The following is an 18,483-nucleotide window of genomic DNA, read 5'->3' on the forward strand; positions in this document are numbered from 1 at the left end:
GCGAAATCTTAGGCACGCCAGTGCTTCTCCCGCAGCAGCCGCAGGCCGTTCAGGCCGACCAGCACGGTCGAGCCCTCGTGCCCGGCCACGCCCAGCGGCAGGGGCAGGTCGCCGAGCAGGTCCCACAGCACCAGCACGGTGATGAACGCCGCCGCGACGGCGAGGTTGGCCACCACCACCCGCCGGGCCCGCCTGGACAGCGCGATCACGGCCGGGATCGCGGTCAGGTCGTCACGTACCACCACGGCGTCCGCGGTGCGCAGGGTCAGGTCGGACCCGGCACCCATGGCGACCCCGGTGTGGGCGGCGGCCAGGGCCGGGGCGTCGTTGATGCCGTCGCCGACGAACGTCACCCGCTCGCCCAGTTCCCGCACGGCCGCGAGCTTCTCGCCCGGCAGCAGCCCGGCGCGCAGGCGGTCCGGGGCGATCCCGACGGCGTCGGCCACGTGCCGCGCGGTCGCGGTGCGGTCGCCGGTCAGCAGCGTCACGGGTTCGTCGGTGAGGGCCGCGAGCGATCCCACGGCCGCGGTCGCCCCGGGGCGCAGGCGGTCGGTGAAAGGGAGGACGGCGAGGAGCTCCTGCTCCCGCCGCAGCAGCACCACGGTGTGCCCGGCGTTCTCCAGTGCGGTGATCAGCGGGAGGTCGTGCCCGCGCGGCGAGGTGATCGAGACCTGCGCGCCGTTTACCGTGGCCGACACGCCGATCCCCGGCCGGGCCGAGAATCCCTGCGCGGGAGGGAGAGTCAGGCCGCGCTCGCGGGCGGCCCGGACCACGGCGCGGCCCAGCGGGTGCTCGCTGCCCTGTTCCACGGCGGCGGCCAGGCGCAGGAGGTCCTCGTCGTCCTTCATGGTGCCGGTCGGGTGGATCCCGCTCAGCACCGGAGTGCCGTGGGTGAGCGTGCCGGTCTTGTCGAACGCGACCTGGGTGGTGGTGCCCAGGCGTTCCATCACCACGGCCGACTTGATCAGCACCCCGTGCCGCCCGGCGTTGGCGATCGAGGCGAGCAGGGGCGGCATGCTGGACAGCACGATCGCGCACGGGGAGGCCACGATCATGAACGTCATGGCCCGCAGCAGAGCACTTTTCAGGTCCTCGCCGAACACCAGGGGGACGGCGAACAGCAGCAGGGTCGCGGCCACCATGCCGATCGAGTAGCGCTGTTCCACCTTCTCCACGAACAGCTGGGTGCCGGCCTTGGTGCGGCTCGCCTCCTGCACCAGGGCGGCGATCCGGGCGACCACCGAGTCGCCGGCCCGCCGGGTGACCCGCACCCGTAGCACGCCCGTGCCGTTGAGGGTGCCGGCGAACACCTCGTCGCCGGCGGTGCGGGCGGCCGGCAGCGGCTCGCCGGTGATCGTGGCCTGGTCCACGTCGCTCGCGCCGGCCAGCACCACCCCGTCGGCGCCGATGCGTTCCCCGGGGCGCACCACGATCTGGTCGCCGACGGCCAGCGCCGTGGCCGGAACGGTCTCCTCGTCGTCCCCGTCGTTCCCCGCGCTCACCCGCACCGCGGTCTCCGGGGCCAGTTCCAGCAGACCGCGCACCGAGTCCTCGGTGCGGGCGGTCGCGAACGCCTCCAGCGCGCCGGAGGTGGCGAAGATGACGATGAGCAGGGCGCCGTCGAGCACCTGGCCGATGGCGGCGGCCCCGATCGCCGCGACCACCATGAGCAGGTCCACGTCGAGGGTCCGGTCGCGCAGCGCCCGCAGCCCGGCCAGGCCGGGCTCCCAGCCGCCGGTGGCGTAGCAGGCCAGGTGGAGCGGCCAGAACAGCCAGCCCGGTGCCCCGGCGAGCTGGGCCGTGAGGCCGAGCAGGAAGAACCCCAGAGCCGCCGCGGCCCAGCGTATCTCGGGCAGGGACTGCCAGCTGGTGGTGCTGCGCCGTCGCGTCGCCGCCGGTGCGGGCGCCGGATCGGTGCGGGGCGCGATCGGGGACGCGGGTGCGGGGCTGGTCATGGGCGTGGTCATGGGCGGGACCTCCGGTGCGGGCGAGGACGCGAACTTATCAGAACATGTGAAGAGGTCTTCATGTGTTCCGGTTCCCGGTCTCAGGTCCTTCGGCCCTGGTCAGGTGGCCGGGCCCAACTTTCCCCGGGGTAAGCTCCGGTTGTGGGACATCTGGCAGCCGGCCGCGACCGGCCGAACACCCGGCTGGACGCCGAGACGGCCGCCTACGTCGCCACCACGCTCCAGGCCCTGGCCACCCCCAGCCGCCTGCTGATCCTGACCGAGCTGCGTCAGGGGCCGCGGGCCGTCAGCGAGCTGGCCGAGGCGGTGGGCATGGAGCAGTCCGCGGTGTCGCACCAGCTGCGTCTGCTGCGCAACCTCGACCTGGTGGTGGGCAACCGGTCCGGCCGCAGCATCGTGTACAACCTCTACGACAACCACGTCGCCCAGCTGCTCGACGAGGCCGTCTACCACAGCGAGCACCGCCGTCTCGGGGTCACCGACCGTCAGGAATGACGCAGCGTGCCTCGTCTGGCACGCACCGGTGCACCCGCGCGAGAATGCCGCATGACGGATTCGAAGGTCATCGGCATCGTGCTGTTCGACGGCGTTGAGGAACTGGACGCGGTGGGCCCGTGGGAGGTGCTGGCCCAGTGGACCCGGAACCATCCGGAGGACGGCTACCGGGTGATCACGCTGGCGCCCACCGCCGATCCCGTGACCTGCGCCAAGCGGATGCGGATCGTGCCCGATCAGACGTTCGCCGACGCCGGGCCGCTCGACGTGGTGCTGCACCCGGGCGGGCACGGCACCCGCCGGCTGATGCGCGACCGGGCACACCTGGAGCGGGTGCGCGGGTGGGCCGCCCGCGCCGACCTGATGACGAGTGTGTGCACCGGTTCCCTGGTCTACGCGGCGGCCGGGCTGCTGCGCGGCCGGCCGGCCACCACCCACCGCAACAGTCTCGACCTGCTGGCCGAGACCGATCCGACGATCCTGGTGGACGAGAAGTCCCGGTTCGTCGACGACGTCACGGTGATCACCGGTGCCGGGGTGTCGGCGGGCATCGACATGGCGCTGCACCTGGTGTCGCGGCTGAGCTTCCCGGACCGGGCCGTGGGGGTGCGCCACAGCATCCAGTACGATCCGGAACCGCCCGTCTGAGGTCACGTCACTACCCGGGAGGGCGATTGCATGATCAGCGTTTTCGACATCTTCAGCATCGGGCTGGGGCCGTCCAGCTCGCACACGGTCGGCCCGATGCGCGCGTCCGCGGAGTTCGCCGAGACCCTGGACAAGCTCGGCCTGACCGAGCAGGTGCACGGGGTGCGGATCGACCTGTTCGGCTCGCTGGCCGCCACCGGTGAGGGGCACGGCACGCTGATCGCGGCGGCGGTCGGGCTGGAGAACGTGCGGCCCGAGGCCGTGGACCCGGACGAGTACGCGGCGATCGCCGCGCGGGTGCGCGAGCGGCACGTGCTGCACCTGGCGGGACGGCACGAGATCGGCTTCCGCCTGGACGACGACGTCGTGCTGCGCCCGCTCACCGTGCTGCCCCGCCACCCGAACGCCCTGCGCCTGACCGCCTGCGACCACCTCGGTCTGGAACTGCACGCCCAGACCTACTTCTCGGTGGGCGGCGGGTTCATCGTGCGCCAGGACGCCGGTGAGCCGGCCGCCGCCGACGGCCCCCGCCGGCGCGGCGGCGAGGGGGCGGGGTTCGGCTCCGGCCAGGACCTGCTGGAGCTCTGCGAGCGCGACGACCTGCCGATCAGCGAGGTGATGCTGCGCCAGGAGCTGGAGTTCCGGGACGAGGAGCAGGTGTGGCTGGGGCTGCGGCGGATCCACGAGGTGATGACCGACTGCGTGGAGCGCAGCGTGCGTCACGACGGTGTGCTGCCGGGTGGGCTGAAGGTGCGGCGCCGGGCGAAGAAGTGGTTCGACGAGCTCAGTCACGAGGACCCTGACCGGGCGCCGGGGATGGCGATCGAGTGGGTCAACCTGGTGGCGCTGGCGGTGAACGAGGAGAACGCGGCCGGTGGCCGGGTGGTGACGGCTCCGACGAACGGGGCGGCGGGCATCATCCCGGCGGTGCTGTACTACGCGATGACCTACATTCCGCGCATCGCCGGGGCCGGAGCGCGGGAGCGGGACCGGGCGGCGGCGCAGTTCCTGCTGACGGCGGCGGCGATCGGGGTGTTGTTCAAGGAGCGTGCGTCGATCTCCGGGGCCGAGGTCGGCTGCCAGGGCGAGGTGGGCTCGGCGTCGGCGATGGCGGCGGCGGGTCTGGCCGAGCTGCTGGGCGGCACACCGCTCCAGGTGGAGAACGCCGCGGAGATCGCGATGGAGCACAACCTGGGCCTGACCTGCGACCCGATCGGTGGTCTGGTGCAGATCCCGTGCATCGAGCGGAACGCGATCGCGGCGGTCAAGGCGATCAACGCCTCCCGGATGGCGATGCGGGGCGACGGGGTGCACCACGTCAGCCTGGATCAGGTGATCGAGACGATGCGGCAGACCGGCGCGGACATGAGCGACAAGTACAAAGAGACGGCGATGGGCGGCCTGGCCGTCAACGTCCCGCTGTGCTGAGGCCCTGCCGGATGAGACGGTCCACCGGGTAGGGGTTCTCGTCGTCGGGCGAGGGTTCCATCGCGCGGTCCAGGCCGGGCTGTGCCATGAACCGCGGGGTCCTGCCGTGGTGCGGCTGTGCGGCGTGCACCAGGAACGGGTGGCAGACGAACACGTCGCCGGGTGAGCCGGTGGCCAGTGTGACCGGGCGGTGGGCGCTGGCCCGGTTCACCTCGTCGGCGAAGGTGAAGATCGACTCCCCGGCCTCGCCGTAGGGCAGCAGCACCGGCGGCACGTCGAGGTGCGAGCCGACCCGGATGCGGGTGGGGGCGTCACCGGTGCCGACCTCGCTGAACAGGAAGAGCAGCAGCAGGGCCCGCGAGCGGGAGCGGTAGTTGGTGAGGTATCGCGAGCCGTCGGGGGAGGGGTAGCTGGCCTCGATGTGCCAGCCCGCGTCGTCCGGCTCGACCGGGTGCGGGAACCGCAGCGGGAACGAGCCGATCGCGGTGCGCCGCACCCAGCGGCCGGGACCGGCCAGGGCGTCGAAGGCGTCGACGAGGGCGGGGGCGTTGGCAGCCGCCTCGAACGCCGGCCCACCCATCCCGTCGACCCAGTGAACGGGCTCGGTCCAGCCGGAGGGGTCGTCCGGCGACAGGCCGATGCGCTGCCACAGCAGGCCGGCGCACTCCGCGGCAACCTGTGCGGGCACGGCACTCTCGAGTTTCAGGTAGCCGTCCCGGCTGAACCGCTCGATCAGTGCGTCGTCCACGGCGAGCAGGGTGCCGCACGCTCGCGGGCCGGGTCCACCGAATTTCCACGCGGCGCCGCCACGGTGCCACCACGGTGCCACCACGGTGCCACCACGGTGCCACCACGGCGCCACCACGGCGCCACCACGGCGCCACCCCGGCCCTGGCTCGGCCCTGGCTCGGCCCTGGCTCGGCCCCGCCACGGCTCCACCCCGGCCCTGGCTCGGCCCGACGCGAGCTGGAGGGGCCGCTCGGTCACCAGCTCGGGGTGTCGGACCCGTAGCGGTGCGGCGGGTGCGGGTAGGCCAGCGGGATGTCGTCGAGATCGAAAGGACTGGGCACATAACGCAGTTCACCGTAATAGCTGTCGGTGGTGAGCAGTTGCGGGTCACCGGGCGGCTGCACCGGCAGGTCCGGGGCGTGGCCGCGGAAGAGCAGGTCGGCGGCCCGCACCAGCGACAGCTGCGCGGTGCCGGTGACGCCGTCGCGCAGCCGGGCGGCGACCAGGCCCACGGTGGCGGCGGCGATGCCGTAGCCGGTGGCGTGGTCGAGGGCCTGCACCGGCAGGGCGCCGGGCCGGCCGCCGGGCAGCCGGTACACGTCGGCGATGCCGCAGGCGGCCTGCACGATGCTGTCGAAGCCGCGCCGCGACGCCCAGGGGCCGCGGGTGCCCCAGGCGTCCAGGTTCACCACGATCAGCGCGGGGTGGCGCTCGCGCAGGGCGGCCGGGGACAGGCCGTGCCGGTCCAGTGCGCCGTTGCGGTAGCCGTTGATCACCACGTCGGCGCGATCCAGCAGGCCGGGCAGCTGCCCGGAGCCGAGATCCGTCAGGGCCGAACGTTTTCCGAAGCCGCTGTCGAGGTGCGCGTCGAGCAGCTCGGGCATCGCCGGCGGGTCGAGGCGCAGCACGTCGGCGCCGAGCGCGGCCAGGGTGCGGGTGGCCACCGGCCCGGCGATCACCCGGGTCAGGTCGAGCACCCGCAGCCCGGTCAGGGGGAGTTTCGCGCCGGGCCGCCAGGGCACGGCGGGGGAGGGGGCGGTGTCGAAGGTGATCCACTCGCGCGGTGGTGGGCCGGCGGCCATCGGGGAGTCCAGCCATTCCCGGCGGGTGCGCACGGCGGCGGCGATCCCGCCGGCCTGCCCGATCACCTGCTCGGCCTCGGCGGCGGTGAGGTGCCGCAGGGCATCCGTCAGCTGGTCCACGCCGGCGGTGGCCGGCACCTCCAGCGCCGAGCGCAGCCGGGCCTCGTGGTGCGGGTAGTTGGCGTGGGTGCGCACCCAGCCGTCGGAGGTGGCGAAAAACCCGGACAGCGGGGCGAATCCGAGGGGGCGCCGGCCGTCGATCGAGAGGTGGCGGAGGGAGTCGAAGGCCGCGGCGATGCGCGGCGAGGAGGTGCGCAGGGCCCCGGGCCGCCCGAGCAGGGCGTCGACGGCGGCCGTGACCAGGCCCACCGAGACCAGGGCCAGGGCCTCGACGTCGAGGGGCCCGCCCCACCAGCGCCGCGGGCCGGCCGGGGGTGGGTCACCGGGGCGTGCGGGCGGCAGGATCGGCACGCCCTCACCCTAGAGCGTGTTGCGGAACCCGGTGCCACCCGCGGGGATCTCCTGGCGGCGGCCGATCCCGGCGCACGCACCTAGGCTGGGCGGGTGTTCTCGTTCGAGCAGTTGCGCGGGTTCGTCGCGGTGGCCGAGGAACTGCACTTCGGCCGGGCGGCCGCCCGGCTGTCGATGACCCAGCCGCCGTTGTCGCGTCTGGTGCAGAAGCTGGAGCGCGAGGTGGGGGTGCGGTTGTTCGACCGGGACAGTCGCGGGGTGCGGCTGACCCCGGCCGGTACCGCCTTCTACGGTGAGGCGCGGCGGCTGCTGGCGCTGGCCGAGAGCGCGCCGGAGCTGGCCCGGCGGATCTCGGCGGGGTCGGCGGGCACGCTGCGGGTGGGGTTCACGGCGGGTGCGGGCTACGGGGTGCTGCCGCGGTTGCTGAACCATCTGTCGGAGCGGCTGCCCGACCTGGAGCTGGAGCTGTTCGAGATGGTCACCCGCGACCAGGTGGAGGCCGTGCAGTCGCACGAGATCGACCTGGGGCTGGCCAGGCCGCCTTTCGACGCGGCCGTGTTCGGGCACCGGCTGCTGATGCGCGAGGCCCTGGTGGTGGCGGTGCCGCGGGATCATCGGCTGACCGCGCTGGAGCGCCCGGTGCGGCCGGACGACCTGGCGACCGAGCCGCTGATCATGCACTCCGACGCCAAGGCCCGGTACTTCTACGACCTGGTGGTCGGCCTGGTGCCGGTGCGGCACGACCACGTGGTGCACTCGGTCAGCCAGATCCTCACCATGGTCTGGCTGGTGCAGGGCGGGCGCGGGGTGGCGCTGGTGCCGCGCAGCACCCAGCTCGTGCACGTGGACGGGGTGGCGTTCCTGCCGTTCGCCACGCCCACGCCGGAACCGGTCGAGCTGCACCTGCTGTGGGCGAACGACAGCCAGAACCCGGCCCTGCCGGTGGTTCTGGAGGCCCTGGGTGATCTGGAGGGGCAGACGAAAGGACGGCGCTGAGCCCGTGCGGGCCCCGCGCCGTCCATGATTTCTGGGTTGTTCTAGCTCAGAGCGCGCCGCCGGCGTCGACCACCATGGTCGTGCCGGTGACGTAGCGGCCCTCGTCGGAGGTCAGGTACAGCACCGCGTTGGTGATGTCGATGGCCTCGGTGACGGGCACCGGCAGGGCGTTGAGCGTGTTGGCGGCGACGATGAAGTCGTCGTAGGTGGGGTTCTCGATGTCCGGGCGGAACAGCCGGAACGTGGCGTCGTTGATGATCATCGGCGTCTGCACCGTGGTCGGGTGGATCGTGTTGACGCGGATGTTGTGCGGCGCCCACTCCTTGGCGGCCGTCTTCATCAGTGACACCAGGCCGGCCTTGGCGGCCGAGTAGTGGCCGTTGTTGCCGTTGGCCACCATCGCGGCGAGCGAGCTGGTGATCACGACGGAGCCGCCACGGCCGCCGTCGATGATGTGGGGGACGGTGGCCTTGAGGGTCTTCCAGGCCCCGGACAGGTTGATGTCGATCATCTCCTGCCAGGTGTTCTCGTCCAGGTCCAGGAGCGGGCCCATGCTGGAGATACCGGCGTTGGCCAGCACGATGTCCAGCCGGCCGAACTCGGCGACGCCTTCCTTGGCGACGGCGGTCAGTGCGGCCAGGTCGCGGATGTCGGCCGTACGGGCGATGATCCGGCGGTCGAGGGCCTCGACGGCCTTGACCGTCTCGGCCAGGTCCTCGGCCGTGGAGGTCGGGTAGGGAGCGGTGGTGACCTGGTCGGCGATGTCGACGGCGATGATGTCGGCGCCTTCTTCGGCCAGCTTGATCGCGTGGCTACGGCCCTGTCCGCGGGCGGCACCCGTGATGAATGCGACCTTGCCCTCAAAGCGGCCCATGACGCTCCTTCGTCTCCTGAGTTGCGGGGTCGAACCCCAGTTATGGCACGGCGTGACGCAACTTAGGGCAGGTGCTTTGCCCCTGTCCAGCCTCACATGCACCGAATAATGTCACGGTTTGTCATGAGGGTTGCCCGGGCGCCACGATGACCGCCATGACAAGACCTCTCGGTGGTCGGCCGGCCACGACGAGTGCCCACGAACTGGCGCAGACCGCCCAGCGGCTGTTCCTGGAACGGGGTTTCGAGGCCGTCACGGTCGAGGACATCGCCGCCGCGGCGGGCGTCAGCCGGCGCACCTTCTTCCGCTACTTCTCCTCCAAGGCCGACGTGCTCTGGGTGGAGACCCGTGCGGAGGACGAGGCCTTCCTCGCGCTGCTCGACCAGGCCGACCCGGCGCGCCCCTACGACGAGGTGCTGACCGAGGCCGCGCTCGAAGTCATGCGCATCACCACCCCGCAGAAACGCGAGTGGGCGCTCAACCGCGCCCGCCTGGTGTTCAGTGTGCCCGCCGTGCAGGCCCAGCTGTGGAGCGCGTTCAGCGGATGGCGCGGCGCCGCACGCACTTTCGCCGCCCGGCAGACCCGCACCGAGGAGAATGGGTTCTTCGCGCTCGCCGTCGGTCAGGCCCTGGTCGCGGCGATGCTCACCGGCAGCGAGTTCTGGGTGGACAACCCCGGCACCGAGCTGGAGGACCACCTGGCCCAGGCGCTCTCCCTGTTCCTGCCGCCCGACCCGCGTTTCGTGGTGCAGAACTGAGGACGGCGAGGAGCCCGTCACGAGCTCCCCGCCGTCCGTCATGGTCTGGCTCCTCGATCAGCCGGCCACGTAGTACAGCCGCTTGTTGCAGAACTCGTCGAAGCCCAGTGGCCCCAGCTCCCGGCCGAAGCCCGAGCTCTTCGTGCCACCGAACGGCAGGTCCGCGGCCTCACCGGCGGGCGTGTTCACGTTCGTCATGCCCACGTCCAGACGCCGGGCGATCCGCTTGGCCTTCTCCACGTCGGCGCTGAACACCGAGCCGCCCAGCCCGAACCGGGTGGCGTTGGCCAGCTCGACGGCCTCCTCCTCGCTGCTCACCTTGTAGACCACCGCGACCGGCCCGAACAGCTCCTCGTGGAAGGCCCGCATCTGTGGGGTCACGCCGGTCAGCACGGCCGGGGAGTACTTCGCCGCCGGGCCCTCGCCCAGCACACCGCCGGCGTGCAGCGTCGCGCCCTTCGACACGGCCTCCTGCACCTGCTCGTCGATCGACTCGGCGGCCCGCCGCGACGACATCGGGGCGTGCCCGGAAGCGTCCACCGCCCGCGCCTTCTCGGTCAGCTCGGCCACGAACTCGTCGTAGACCGTGTCCATCACGATCATCCGCTTGTTCGAGTTGCAGACCTGGCCGTTGTTGTACACCCGGAAGTCCCAGGCGGTCTGCGCCAGCTTCGGCACGTCCGCCGAGTCCAGCACCACCATCGGGTCCGAGCCGCCCAGCTCCAGCACGCACTTCTTCAGGTGCTTGCCGGCCAGCTGCGCCACCACGGCACCGGCCCGCTCCGAGCCGGTCAGCGACACGCCCTGCACGCGCTGGTCGGCGATGATCGTCTCGATCTGCTCGTGCGTGGCGAACACGTTGACGTAGGCACCCTCCGGCACCCCGGCGTCCCGCATGATCTGCTGCACGGCCAGGGCCACCTGCGGCACGCTCTCGGCGTGCTTGAGGATCACCGTGTTGCCCAGCACCAGGTTCGGCGCCGCGAACCGGGCGATCTGGTAGGTCGGGAAGTTCCACGGCATGATGCCCAGCACCGGCCCGACCGGGCGGCGCTCCACGACCGCCGTGCCGCCGTCGGCCGCCGGGATGCTCTGGTCGGCCGCCAGCCGCGGGCCCTCGGTGGCGTAGTAGCCGAAGATCGCCTGGCTGAACTCCGACTCCTCCTTGCCCTCGTCGAAGGCCTTGCCCATCTCCTGCTGCGACAGCCGCGCCAGCTCCTCGGCACGCTCACCGAATAGGTCCGACACCTTCTGCACGATCGCGGCGCGCTCGGCGATCGGCACCTCGCGCCACGCCGTGTAGGCGGTGTCGGCGGCACCGATCGCGGCCTCGATCTCGGCGTCCGTCGCGAACGGGAAGGTCTTCAGCACCTCGCCGGTGGCGGGGTCGGTGACCTGGTAGGACGGCTGGCTGGGGCTCATGCGGGTCTCCATCTGCTGGGGTCGAGGTGGCAGCGAGCTTAACCTTGGCCCATGGACCCCATCGATGTGGCCATTGACCTCGCCGGACTCGACGATCTGCTCACCGACGACGAGCGTGACATCCGCACCGCCGTCCGCACCATGGCGCAGGCCCGGATCGCCCCGCACGTCGCCGGATGGTTCGAGCGTGGCGCCGTCGACGACCCGCGCGGCCTGACCCGCGAACTGGGCGCCCTCGGCGTGCTCGGCATGCACCTGACCGGCTACGGCTGCGCCGGGACGAGCGCCACCCAGTACGGCCTGACCTGCCTGGAGCTGGAGGCCGTCGACTCCGGCGTGCGCTCGCTGGTGTCGGTGCAGGGCTCGCTGGCGATGTACGCGCTGTGGCGGCACGCCACCGAGGAGACCCGGCAGGAGTGGCTGCCGCGGATGGCCACCGGTGAGGCGATCGGCTGCTTCGGCCTGACCGAGCCCGACCACGGTTCCGACCCGGCGGCGATGCGCACCTCGGCCCGGCGCTCGGGCGGCGACTGGGTGCTCAACGGCCGCAAGACCTGGATCACCAACGGCTCGATCGCGGACGTCGCGGTGATCTGGGCGCGCACGGACGAGGGGATCCGGGGTTTCGCCGTCCCCACGTCGGCACCGGGGTTCGCCGCGCACGACATCGGGCACAAGATGTCGCTGCGCGCGTCGGTCACCAGCGAACTGCTCCTGGACGACGTGCGGTTGCCCGCGGGCGCGGTGTTCCCCGAGGTGCGTGGCCTGGCCGGGCCGCTGTCGTGCCTGAACGAGGCCCGCTTCGGCATCGTCTGGGGCGCGATGGGCGCGGCCCGCGACAGCCTGGCCACCGCCCTGCGGTACTCCCTGTCGCGCGAGCAGTTCGGCCGGCCGGTCGCCGGTTTCCAGCTGACGCAGCAGAAACTCGCCGACATGCAGCTGGAGTACACCAAGGGCGTGCTGCTGGCCCTGCACCTGGCCCGCCGCAAGGACGCCGGCACGCTGCGGCCCGCCCAGGTCAGCCTGGGCAAGCTGAACAACGTGCGCCAGGCCCTGGAGATCTGCCGCACCGCCCGCACGATCCTCGGCGCGAGCGGGATCTCGCTGGAGTACCCGGTGATCCGGCACATGGACAACCTGGAGTCGGTACTCACCTACGAGGGCACGGTCGAGATGCACACCCTGGTGATCGGGAAGGCGATGACCGGCCTGGACGCCTTCCGGTGAATCGTCATGACGATCGGGTCAGGACGACGGTATGAGATGGAGTGACCCGCACGAGCGCCGGACGGCTCTCCAGGCGCAGCACCGGGCCGGGCGCCGGCCGCGAGCAGCCCTGCCCAGGCGAAGACGTTCGGCCGCCGCCGACCCGTCCCGCTGGAAAGGGCTGAACCTGCTGGGTTTCGCGCTGACGGAGGTGCGGGAGCGCCTGTGACCTCCTATTCCCACGCGCGGATAATGCGCCCAGGGCGTAGCGGCCGGTTCCCGCCCGATTCTGTCGGTGCCCGCGGCTAGGCTCGTCGGCGTGACCCTGACCTTGCTGGCTGTGCACGCCCATCCCGACGACGAGGCCACCGGTACCGGTGGCGTGTATGCCAAGGCCGCCGCCGAGGGCGTGCGCACCGTGCTGGTCACCTGCACCGACGGTCGCTGCGGCGACGGGCCCGGCGGGGTCAAGCCCGGTGAGCCCGGCCACGAGCCCGAGGCGGTGGCCGCGGTGCGCACCGCCGAACTCGAGCGCAGCACCAAGATCCTCGGCATCGACGTGGTCGAGCGCCTCGGCTACCACGACTCGGGCATGATGGGCTGGCCCGACAACGACCTGCCGGGCGCCTTCTGGACCGCACCGTTCGCCGAGGCCACCGACCGGCTGGCCGCGCTGCTGCGCACCCACCGTCCCGACGTCGTGGTCACCTACGACGAGAACGGTGTCTACGGCCACCCCGACCACATCCAGGCCAACCGCGTCACCATGGCCGCCCTCGACCTGCTCGCCGCCGAGGGCTGGCAGCCGGCCAAGGTGTACTGGTCGTCGCCGCCCTACTCGCAGATGAAGATCTGGGGCGAGCTGGTGCGCGAGTTCGGCACCGAGGCGGAGCAGGCCGAGATGGCCAGGGAAGAGGCCGCGATCGAGGCCAAGCTCGCCGCCGGTGAGCGCCTGCCGATGGGCCTGCCCGACGACGAGCTGACCACCTGGGTCGACGTGAAGGCTTACGGTCAGGCCAAGTTCGAGGCGCTGTCGGCCCACGGCAGCCAGTCCGACAGCGCCATGTTCCTCGGTCTGGGCGTCGAGCGCTTCACCGGCATCATGGGCGTCGAGACCTTCCAGCGGGTGCGTGACACCACCGGCGCCCCCACACCCGAGGCCGACCTCTTCGACGGGCTGCGCTGACTCGTCAGACGTGCGGCTGGTCCCAGCCCCAGTCCTCCACCGTCCACCCGCTCGCCGGGTCACCCACGAGCGTCACCACCTGGGTGTTCAGCAGCGGGTGGGCGGCCACGTAGGCCGCGTCCACGTTGCCGGCCCGGGCCCCCACCCAGGTCCGGATCACCGCGCCGTGGCTGACCGCGGCCGCGCACGCCACACCGGAGGCGGCGATCTGCTCGATCACCCGGTCGTAGCGGCCCAGCTCCTCGGCGCCCGTCGGGCCGCCCGGCATCCGCACGTCGGTGAGACCCTCGACCCAGCTCATCGCCGTCTTCACGTACAGGTCCACCGACTCGTTGTCGGTGTTCATCTCCAGCTCGCCGGCGTCCAGCTCGCGCAGCCCGTCGTGGATCGTCACCTCCAGCCCGCGGTCACGCGCCAGCGGCGCCACGGTCTGCTGGGTGCGCACCAGGGTGGAGGCGTGCAGCGCCTGCACCGGCTCCTGCCGCAGCCGCTCCACCAGCGATGCGGCCTGCTCGCGGCCCAGGTCGGTGAGGTCCGCGCCGGGTCGCGCCGTGTCCAGGGCGCCGATCACGTTGGAGTGGGTCTGGCCGTGACGGATGAGCAGGAGACGCATGGAGAACCTTGTCGTGTGGGGAACCTGAGTCCCCATCTTCACCCAGACCCGGACCGGCCCGGCGGGCCGGTCCGGGTCTGGGGCGGGAGAGATGCACCACCCCGGGCCGCCGATCAGCCGGGATGGTGTCTTCTAGGATGGCGGGGCCGAGCGCAGCGGCGCGGTCGGTCCGCCGCGGCCCGACCGGGAAGTCTGAATGAACCTCTTCGTGCGCCTGTTCCTGTCCACCCTGCTCACCCGGCTGCGGCCGAAGGTGTCGCTGTGGGAGGGATCCCGCACCCCGTTCCGGGTGCTGCCGAACGACCTGGACGTGTTCCGGCACATGACCAACAGCCGCTACCTGGGGCTGTGCGACCTGGCCCGGCTCGACCTGATGGTGCGCTCCGGCTACTGGGCCGAGGTCGGCCGGCGCGGCTGGTACCCGGTGGTGACGGCGCAGACGATCACCTACCGGCGCTCGCTCAGGCTGTGGCAGAAGTTCGAGGTGCACACCCGGCTGCTGGGTTTCGACGAGCGCTCCTCCTACCTGGAGCAGACCTTCGTGGCCGCCGGCCAGACCATGGCCCGCGCGGTCGTGCAGGTGCGTTTCCTCCGGCGCACCGGCGGCTCGGTGCCGCAGGTCGAGCTGCTGGAGTCGGCCGGCGGTCAGCCGGCCGGGCTGGAACTTCCGGTCTGGGTGAAGGAATGGGCCGACAGCGTCCGCATCTCCTCCACCCCCGAAAACCCCTGACGCGGCTGCCGGATCAGGAACGCGTCGAGCTCGTCCTCGTGCTCCAGCACGAACCCGTGCCGCTCGTACAGACGCCGCGCCGGACTGCGCTGGAGCACGTCCAGCCGGGCCACCTGACCGTCGGCGTCGCACTCCTCCAGCAACGCCCCCAGCACCGCGCCGCCGATGCCCCGCCCCTGGAACCGCGGGTAGAGGTAGAACTGCTCGATCCACCGGCAGTCCGGCTCCTGCCGCAACGCCACCGACCCGGCGAACTCCCCGGCCACCTCGATGATCCGGGTGTTGCCCGGCACGTAACGCACGTACAGGTACTCCCGCGCCGAGTCCTCGCTCCACGGACGCAGCCGCTCCAGGTGCTCGCGGATCACCAGAACCTTGAGATCGGCGATCCGGTGCACGTCTTCAGCGGTCGCGGGGCGAAAACTCCAGTCAGCCATACGGTGATCCTACGATCGCGCGCCCGCGCCCTCCCGTGCCCCGTCGTCCGCCGCCCGGGCTCTACGCAGAACGGATGACGCCGCCGGGCGCCCCGGCCGTCGCAGGCAGAGCATGGGCGCCGAAGGCACAGGGTGGGCACAGCGAGGAGGCGGGGATGAGCAGCGGTCCCGACGACCCCGGTCCGGCCGGGGGCACCGACCAGGCGCCGCCGGCCCTGCCCCGCGCCCGGATGAACGTCATCTTCGCGACCATCGTGCTCGGCATGCTGCTGTCGGCCCTCGACCAGACCATCGTGTCCACGGCCCTGCCCACGATCGTCGGTGACCTCGGCGGCGCCGGTCACATGAGCTGGGTCGTCACCGCGTACATCCTGGCCGAGACCATCGCCACCGTGCTGACCGGCAAGTTCGGCGACCTGTTCGGCCGCAAGACGGTGTTCCAGGTCAGCGTCGTCATCTTCGTCGTCGGCTCGTTCTTCTGCGGCCTGGCCGACAACATGGGCATGCTGATCGCCGCCCGCGCCGTGCAGGGCATCGGCGGCGGGGGCATCGCCGTCACCGCCACCGCCCTGATCGGTGACGTCATCCCGTTGCGCGAACGCGGCCGCTACCAGGGCGCGCTGGGCGCGGTCTTCGGCGTGACCACGGTGATCGGCCCGCTGCTGGGCGGCCTGTTCACCGACCACCTGTCCTGGCGCTGGGCGTTCTACGTCAACGTGCCCCTGGCGATCGTCGTGATCGCGATGGCCGCCCGCGCCGTGCCCGGCATCGCCACCGCCGCCCGACCCCGCGTCGACTACCTCGGGGTGCTGTTCATCGCGCTCGGCGCCAGCGGCCTGACCCTGGCCACCTCCTGGGGCGGCGTGGAGTACGCCTGGGGCTCGGCCACCATCGTCGGCCTGTTCGCCGGCTCGGCCCTGGCCCTGGTCGTCTTCGTGCTCGTGGAACTGCGCGCCGAGGAACCGATCCTGCCGATGCGGCTGTTCCGCTCGCGGGTGTTCTCGATCGCCTCACTGCTCAGCTTCATCGTCGGGTTCGCGATGCTCGGCGCCATCACCTTCCTGCCCACCTACCTGCAATACGTGCAGGGTGCCTCCGCCACCATGTCCGGCATCCGCACCCTGCCGATGGTGCTCGGCCTGCTGGTCACGGCTCTGGCCTCGGGACAGGCCGTCAGCCGCACCGGCCGCTACCGGATCTTCCCGATCGCCGGCACCGCGGTCACCGGCGTCGGGCTGTTCCTGCTCGCCTCGATGGACGCCGGCACCCCCGTCGCCGTGCAGTCGCTGGCGATGCTCGTGCTCGGCGCCGGGATCGGCCTGTCCATGCAGGTTCTCACCATCATCGTGCAGAACACCGTGGAGTACCGCGACCTCGGCTCGGCCACCTCCGGCGTCACCTTCTTCCGCACCCTCGGCAGCTCGTTCGGTGCCTCGGTGATGGGCACGATCTATGCCAACCGGCTCGCGGACTCCCTGCCCGCGGCACTCGCCGAGGCCGGGGTACCGGCCTCCGCCGTCGCGACGCCGTCCGCCGTCCACCAATTGCCGCAGGCCACCCGCACGCCGATCATCCAGGCCTACGCCGACACCCTGCACACCATGTTCCTGTGGAGCGTGCCGGTCGCGGTGGTGGGCTTCCTCGTGGCCCTCGTGCTGCCCCAGGTCCAGCTGCGCGGCACCGCCCGCGAAGCGGTCAGGCACACCGGCGAGGGCTTCGCCATGCCCGCCGACCAGACCCCCGACGCCCAGCTGGAGACGATGATCGGGCAGATCGTCCGGCACCGGCCGGAGGCCGCCGTCGAGGTGCTCGCCCGCTCCCGGGCCGGCGTCGACGCCCCCACCGCCTGGGCCCTGATGGGCGTCCACATGCGCGAGGTGGCCCTCGACCAGCGCACCACCCCCACCGACATCGAGGACCATCTCGGCGTGCCGCACGGCGTGCTCACCACGTTCTACGACGGCGTGATCAACGACGGTCACCTGACCCGGGACGGCGAGACCCTGCGGCTCACCGCATCCGGCTCCGAGATCGTCACCCTGCTCACCCAGGCCTGGGTCACCTGGATCCGCGACCAGCTCGCGGACGAGTTCGGCGGCGCCGACCGCGAGGACTTCGAGGTCCGCACCCGCGAGGCGGTGCACCGGATCGCCCGCCGCGTCATCGTCGAGCAGCAGCGAGAGAGCCACCGAGTCTGATAGACACGACCACCATGGCCCTGGGGTGGAAGGTCGTCGTCGACAGCCGTAACGCGCCCGAGCTCGCCGATTTCTGGGCGGCCGCGCTGGAGTACGAGGTGGAGGACCAGTCCCGCCTCATCGAGCACCTGCTCGCCGCCGGGCAGCTGCCCGAGGCCGCGGTCGCCGAGCACGACGGCCGCCGGCACTTTCGCGGCCTGGTCGGCATCCGGCACCCGGACGAGCCGTTCGACGCCTTCACCGGCGTCGGGCAGGGCCGTCGCCTGCTGTTCCAGGACGTGCCCGAACCCCGCTCCGGCAAGAACCGGCTGCACCTCGACGTCCATCGGGACGGCGGTGAGCTGGAACAACACGTCAAGCGGCTGGAGGCACTCGGGGCCGTGCGCGTGCACGAGCTCGATCAGGGCGCGGCCGGGCACTGGTGGATCATGAACGATCCCGAGGGCAACGAGTTCTGCGCCACCTGATCGCCACCTGATCCCACCCGATTGTGCTCCCCCGGATCTCGTTGCCGCGGAGTTGATCACGTGGCAGGGTCGGCGGATGGAGTCCCTCCGACGTGACCTGCTGCGCTGGCAGTTCGACCTGGCCTGGTCGTTCTTCGAGTACCACCTGGAACGCCTGGAAGACGCCGACTTCCTCTGGGAGCCCGGACCGCTGAGCTGGACCATGCACCCCGGCCCGGACGGCACCTGGACCCCCGACTGGGCCGACAGCGAACCCGACCCGATCCCCACCCCGACCATTGCCTGGACCAGCTGGCACCTGGGCTGGTGGCTGAACGCCGTGGTCGATCAGGCCGCCGGGCTCGACGCCCGTGACCCCTCCCTGGTGCCGTGGCCGGGGGTGGGCGAGCCCGCCGTCACCTGGCTGCGCGAACTCGGCGTGCGGTGGCGTGAGGTGCTGGACCACCTGGGGGACGACGTCCTGGACGGCCCGTCGTCGTTCCCGTGGCCCACCGACACCGGGCGCACCGTCGCCGACACCGCGGCCTGGGTGAACGCGGAGCTGATGAAGAACGCCGCCGAGATCGGCACCCTGCGTCTGCTGCGCGCCTCCTCCGCCGCCCTGGCCACCTGAGCCGGCAACCTGAGGACGACGCCGGGCGGGTGAACCTCCCGGCGCCGTTACCCCGTCGTGACGGCGTCCGCGCGGAGGTGGTGCGGATGTGGTCGAGACACGCCGGGGGAGCTGGTAGTGTCTTCCGAGGGTTTTCGGCGGGACGCGAGAGCGGCCCGGCGGA

At 72.0% G+C, this 18,483-nt stretch carries 18 protein-coding genes and 1 pseudogene; 12 read left to right on the forward strand and 7 right to left on the reverse strand.

Translation table 11 applies throughout. The features are described 5' to 3' along the window. Positions 1-8: 8 nt before the first annotated feature. Positions 9-1,967 carry a heavy metal translocating P-type ATPase gene (locus KIH74_RS22425; protein WP_281418066.1) on the reverse strand — a complete coding sequence of 653 codons (1,959 nt, stop codon included), beginning with the start codon at positions 1,965-1,967 and terminating at the stop codon, positions 9-11. A gap of 141 nt (positions 1,968-2,108) precedes the next feature. Here KIH74_RS22425 and KIH74_RS22430 point away from each other — a divergent pair, with 141 nt between their 5' ends. From KIH74_RS22430 to KIH74_RS22440, 3 genes are read left to right on the forward strand one after another with little or no spacing between them, the layout of a single operon-like run. Further along, the gene (locus KIH74_RS22430) at positions 2,109-2,462 is read left to right on the forward strand and encodes an ArsR/SmtB family transcription factor (protein ID WP_214158076.1); all 354 of its coding nucleotides are present in this window, start codon (positions 2,109-2,111) and stop codon (positions 2,460-2,462) included. A gap of 51 nt (positions 2,463-2,513) precedes the next feature. Beyond that, the gene (locus tag KIH74_RS22435) at positions 2,514-3,110 is read left to right on the forward strand and encodes a DJ-1/PfpI family protein (RefSeq protein ID WP_214158077.1); all 597 of its coding nucleotides are present in this window, start codon (positions 2,514-2,516) and stop codon (positions 3,108-3,110) included. A 30-nt stretch (positions 3,111-3,140) separates the two neighbouring features. After that, the gene (locus tag KIH74_RS22440) at positions 3,141-4,538 is read left to right on the forward strand and encodes an L-serine ammonia-lyase (RefSeq protein ID WP_214158078.1); all 1,398 of its coding nucleotides are present in this window, start codon (positions 3,141-3,143) and stop codon (positions 4,536-4,538) included. Here KIH74_RS22440 and KIH74_RS22445 read toward each other — a convergent pair. Beyond that, positions 4,519-5,286 carry a phytanoyl-CoA dioxygenase family protein gene (locus tag KIH74_RS22445; protein WP_214158079.1) on the reverse strand — a complete coding sequence of 256 codons (768 nt, stop codon included), beginning with the start codon at positions 5,284-5,286 and terminating at the stop codon, positions 4,519-4,521. The genes KIH74_RS22440 and KIH74_RS22445 overlap by 20 nt on opposite strands. Positions 5,287-5,521: 235 nt before the next feature. Further along, the gene (locus KIH74_RS22450; protein WP_214158080.1) at positions 5,522-6,820 is read right to left on the reverse strand and encodes a CoA transferase; all 1,299 of its coding nucleotides are present in this window, start codon (positions 6,818-6,820) and stop codon (positions 5,522-5,524) included. A gap of 93 nt (positions 6,821-6,913) precedes the next feature. Here KIH74_RS22450 and KIH74_RS22455 point away from each other — a divergent pair, with 93 nt between their 5' ends. Then, positions 6,914-7,816: a LysR family transcriptional regulator gene (locus KIH74_RS22455; protein WP_214158081.1), complete on the forward strand. Its 903-nt coding sequence runs from the start codon at positions 6,914-6,916 to the stop codon at positions 7,814-7,816. 46 nt (positions 7,817-7,862) lie between these two features. On the opposite strand, the gene KIH74_RS22460 is transcribed toward KIH74_RS22455, so the two are convergent. Continuing rightward, complete coding sequence (locus KIH74_RS22460) at positions 7,863-8,690, reverse strand: mycofactocin-coupled SDR family oxidoreductase (protein ID WP_214158082.1); 828 nt, start codon at positions 8,688-8,690, stop codon at positions 7,863-7,865. A 155-nt stretch (positions 8,691-8,845) separates the two neighbouring features. On the opposite strand from KIH74_RS22460, the gene KIH74_RS22465 reads away from it, so the two are divergent. After that, positions 8,846-9,448: an acyl-CoA-like ligand-binding transcription factor gene (locus tag KIH74_RS22465; RefSeq protein ID WP_214158083.1), complete on the forward strand. Its 603-nt coding sequence runs from the start codon at positions 8,846-8,848 to the stop codon at positions 9,446-9,448. Positions 9,449-9,505: 57 nt separating this feature from the next. On the opposite strand, the gene KIH74_RS22470 is transcribed toward KIH74_RS22465, so the two are convergent. Further along, positions 9,506-10,870 carry an NAD-dependent succinate-semialdehyde dehydrogenase gene (locus KIH74_RS22470; protein ID WP_214158084.1) on the reverse strand — a complete coding sequence of 455 codons (1,365 nt, stop codon included), beginning with the start codon at positions 10,868-10,870 and terminating at the stop codon, positions 9,506-9,508. Positions 10,871-10,921: 51 nt separating this feature from the next. Here KIH74_RS22470 and KIH74_RS22475 point away from each other — a divergent pair, with 51 nt between their 5' ends. The 3 genes and pseudogenes from KIH74_RS22475 to KIH74_RS22485 all read left to right on the forward strand — a co-directional run bounded on the left by KIH74_RS22475 (position 10,922) and on the right by KIH74_RS22485 (position 13,262). After that, positions 10,922-12,097, forward strand: a complete 1,176-nt coding sequence (locus KIH74_RS22475) for an acyl-CoA dehydrogenase family protein (protein ID WP_214158085.1) — start codon at positions 10,922-10,924, stop codon at positions 12,095-12,097. A 133-nt stretch (positions 12,098-12,230) separates the two neighbouring features. Then, a pseudogene (locus tag KIH74_RS39290) lies at positions 12,231-12,305 on the forward strand (DUF1768 domain-containing protein); the annotation flags it as partial. 90 nt (positions 12,306-12,395) lie between these two features. Continuing rightward, the gene (locus tag KIH74_RS22485) at positions 12,396-13,262 is read left to right on the forward strand and encodes a PIG-L family deacetylase (protein WP_214158087.1); all 867 of its coding nucleotides are present in this window, start codon (positions 12,396-12,398) and stop codon (positions 13,260-13,262) included. 4 nt (positions 13,263-13,266) lie between these two features. On the opposite strand, the gene KIH74_RS22490 is transcribed toward KIH74_RS22485, so the two are convergent. Next, the gene (locus tag KIH74_RS22490; protein ID WP_214158088.1) at positions 13,267-13,875 is read right to left on the reverse strand and encodes a histidine phosphatase family protein; all 609 of its coding nucleotides are present in this window, start codon (positions 13,873-13,875) and stop codon (positions 13,267-13,269) included. Positions 13,876-14,071: 196 nt separating this feature from the next. Between KIH74_RS22490 and KIH74_RS22495 the strand changes: the two genes are divergently transcribed. Beyond that, a complete protein-coding gene (locus KIH74_RS22495; RefSeq protein WP_214158089.1) occupies positions 14,072-14,605 on the forward strand; it encodes a thioesterase family protein in 534 nt (177 codons plus the stop codon). Here the strand turns inward: KIH74_RS22495 and KIH74_RS22500 are convergent. Then, positions 14,521-15,042, reverse strand: coding sequence for a GNAT family N-acetyltransferase (locus KIH74_RS22500; RefSeq protein WP_214158090.1), 522 nt, complete (start codon positions 15,040-15,042; stop codon positions 14,521-14,523). The two genes, KIH74_RS22495 and KIH74_RS22500, sit on opposite strands and share 85 nt — an antisense overlap. A 155-nt stretch (positions 15,043-15,197) precedes the next feature. Here KIH74_RS22500 and KIH74_RS22505 point away from each other — a divergent pair, with 155 nt between their 5' ends. From KIH74_RS22505 to KIH74_RS22515, 3 genes are all read left to right on the forward strand, one after another. Then, positions 15,198-17,240 (forward strand): MDR family MFS transporter, encoded by a 2,043-nt coding sequence (locus KIH74_RS22505; protein WP_214158091.1) that lies wholly within the window; start codon positions 15,198-15,200, stop codon positions 17,238-17,240. A 14-nt stretch (positions 17,241-17,254) separates the two neighbouring features. Next, positions 17,255-17,707, forward strand: coding sequence for a VOC family protein (locus KIH74_RS22510; RefSeq protein ID WP_214158092.1), 453 nt, complete (start codon positions 17,255-17,257; stop codon positions 17,705-17,707). Between the two features lie 76 nt (positions 17,708-17,783). Further along, positions 17,784-18,320: a DinB family protein gene (locus KIH74_RS22515; RefSeq protein ID WP_214158093.1), complete on the forward strand. Its 537-nt coding sequence runs from the start codon at positions 17,784-17,786 to the stop codon at positions 18,318-18,320. The last annotated feature ends 163 nt before the right edge of the window (positions 18,321-18,483 follow it).

Source organism: Kineosporia corallincola, assembly GCF_018499875.1.
GTDB classification, from domain to species: Bacteria; Actinomycetota; Actinomycetes; order Actinomycetales; family Kineosporiaceae; genus Kineosporia; species Kineosporia corallincola.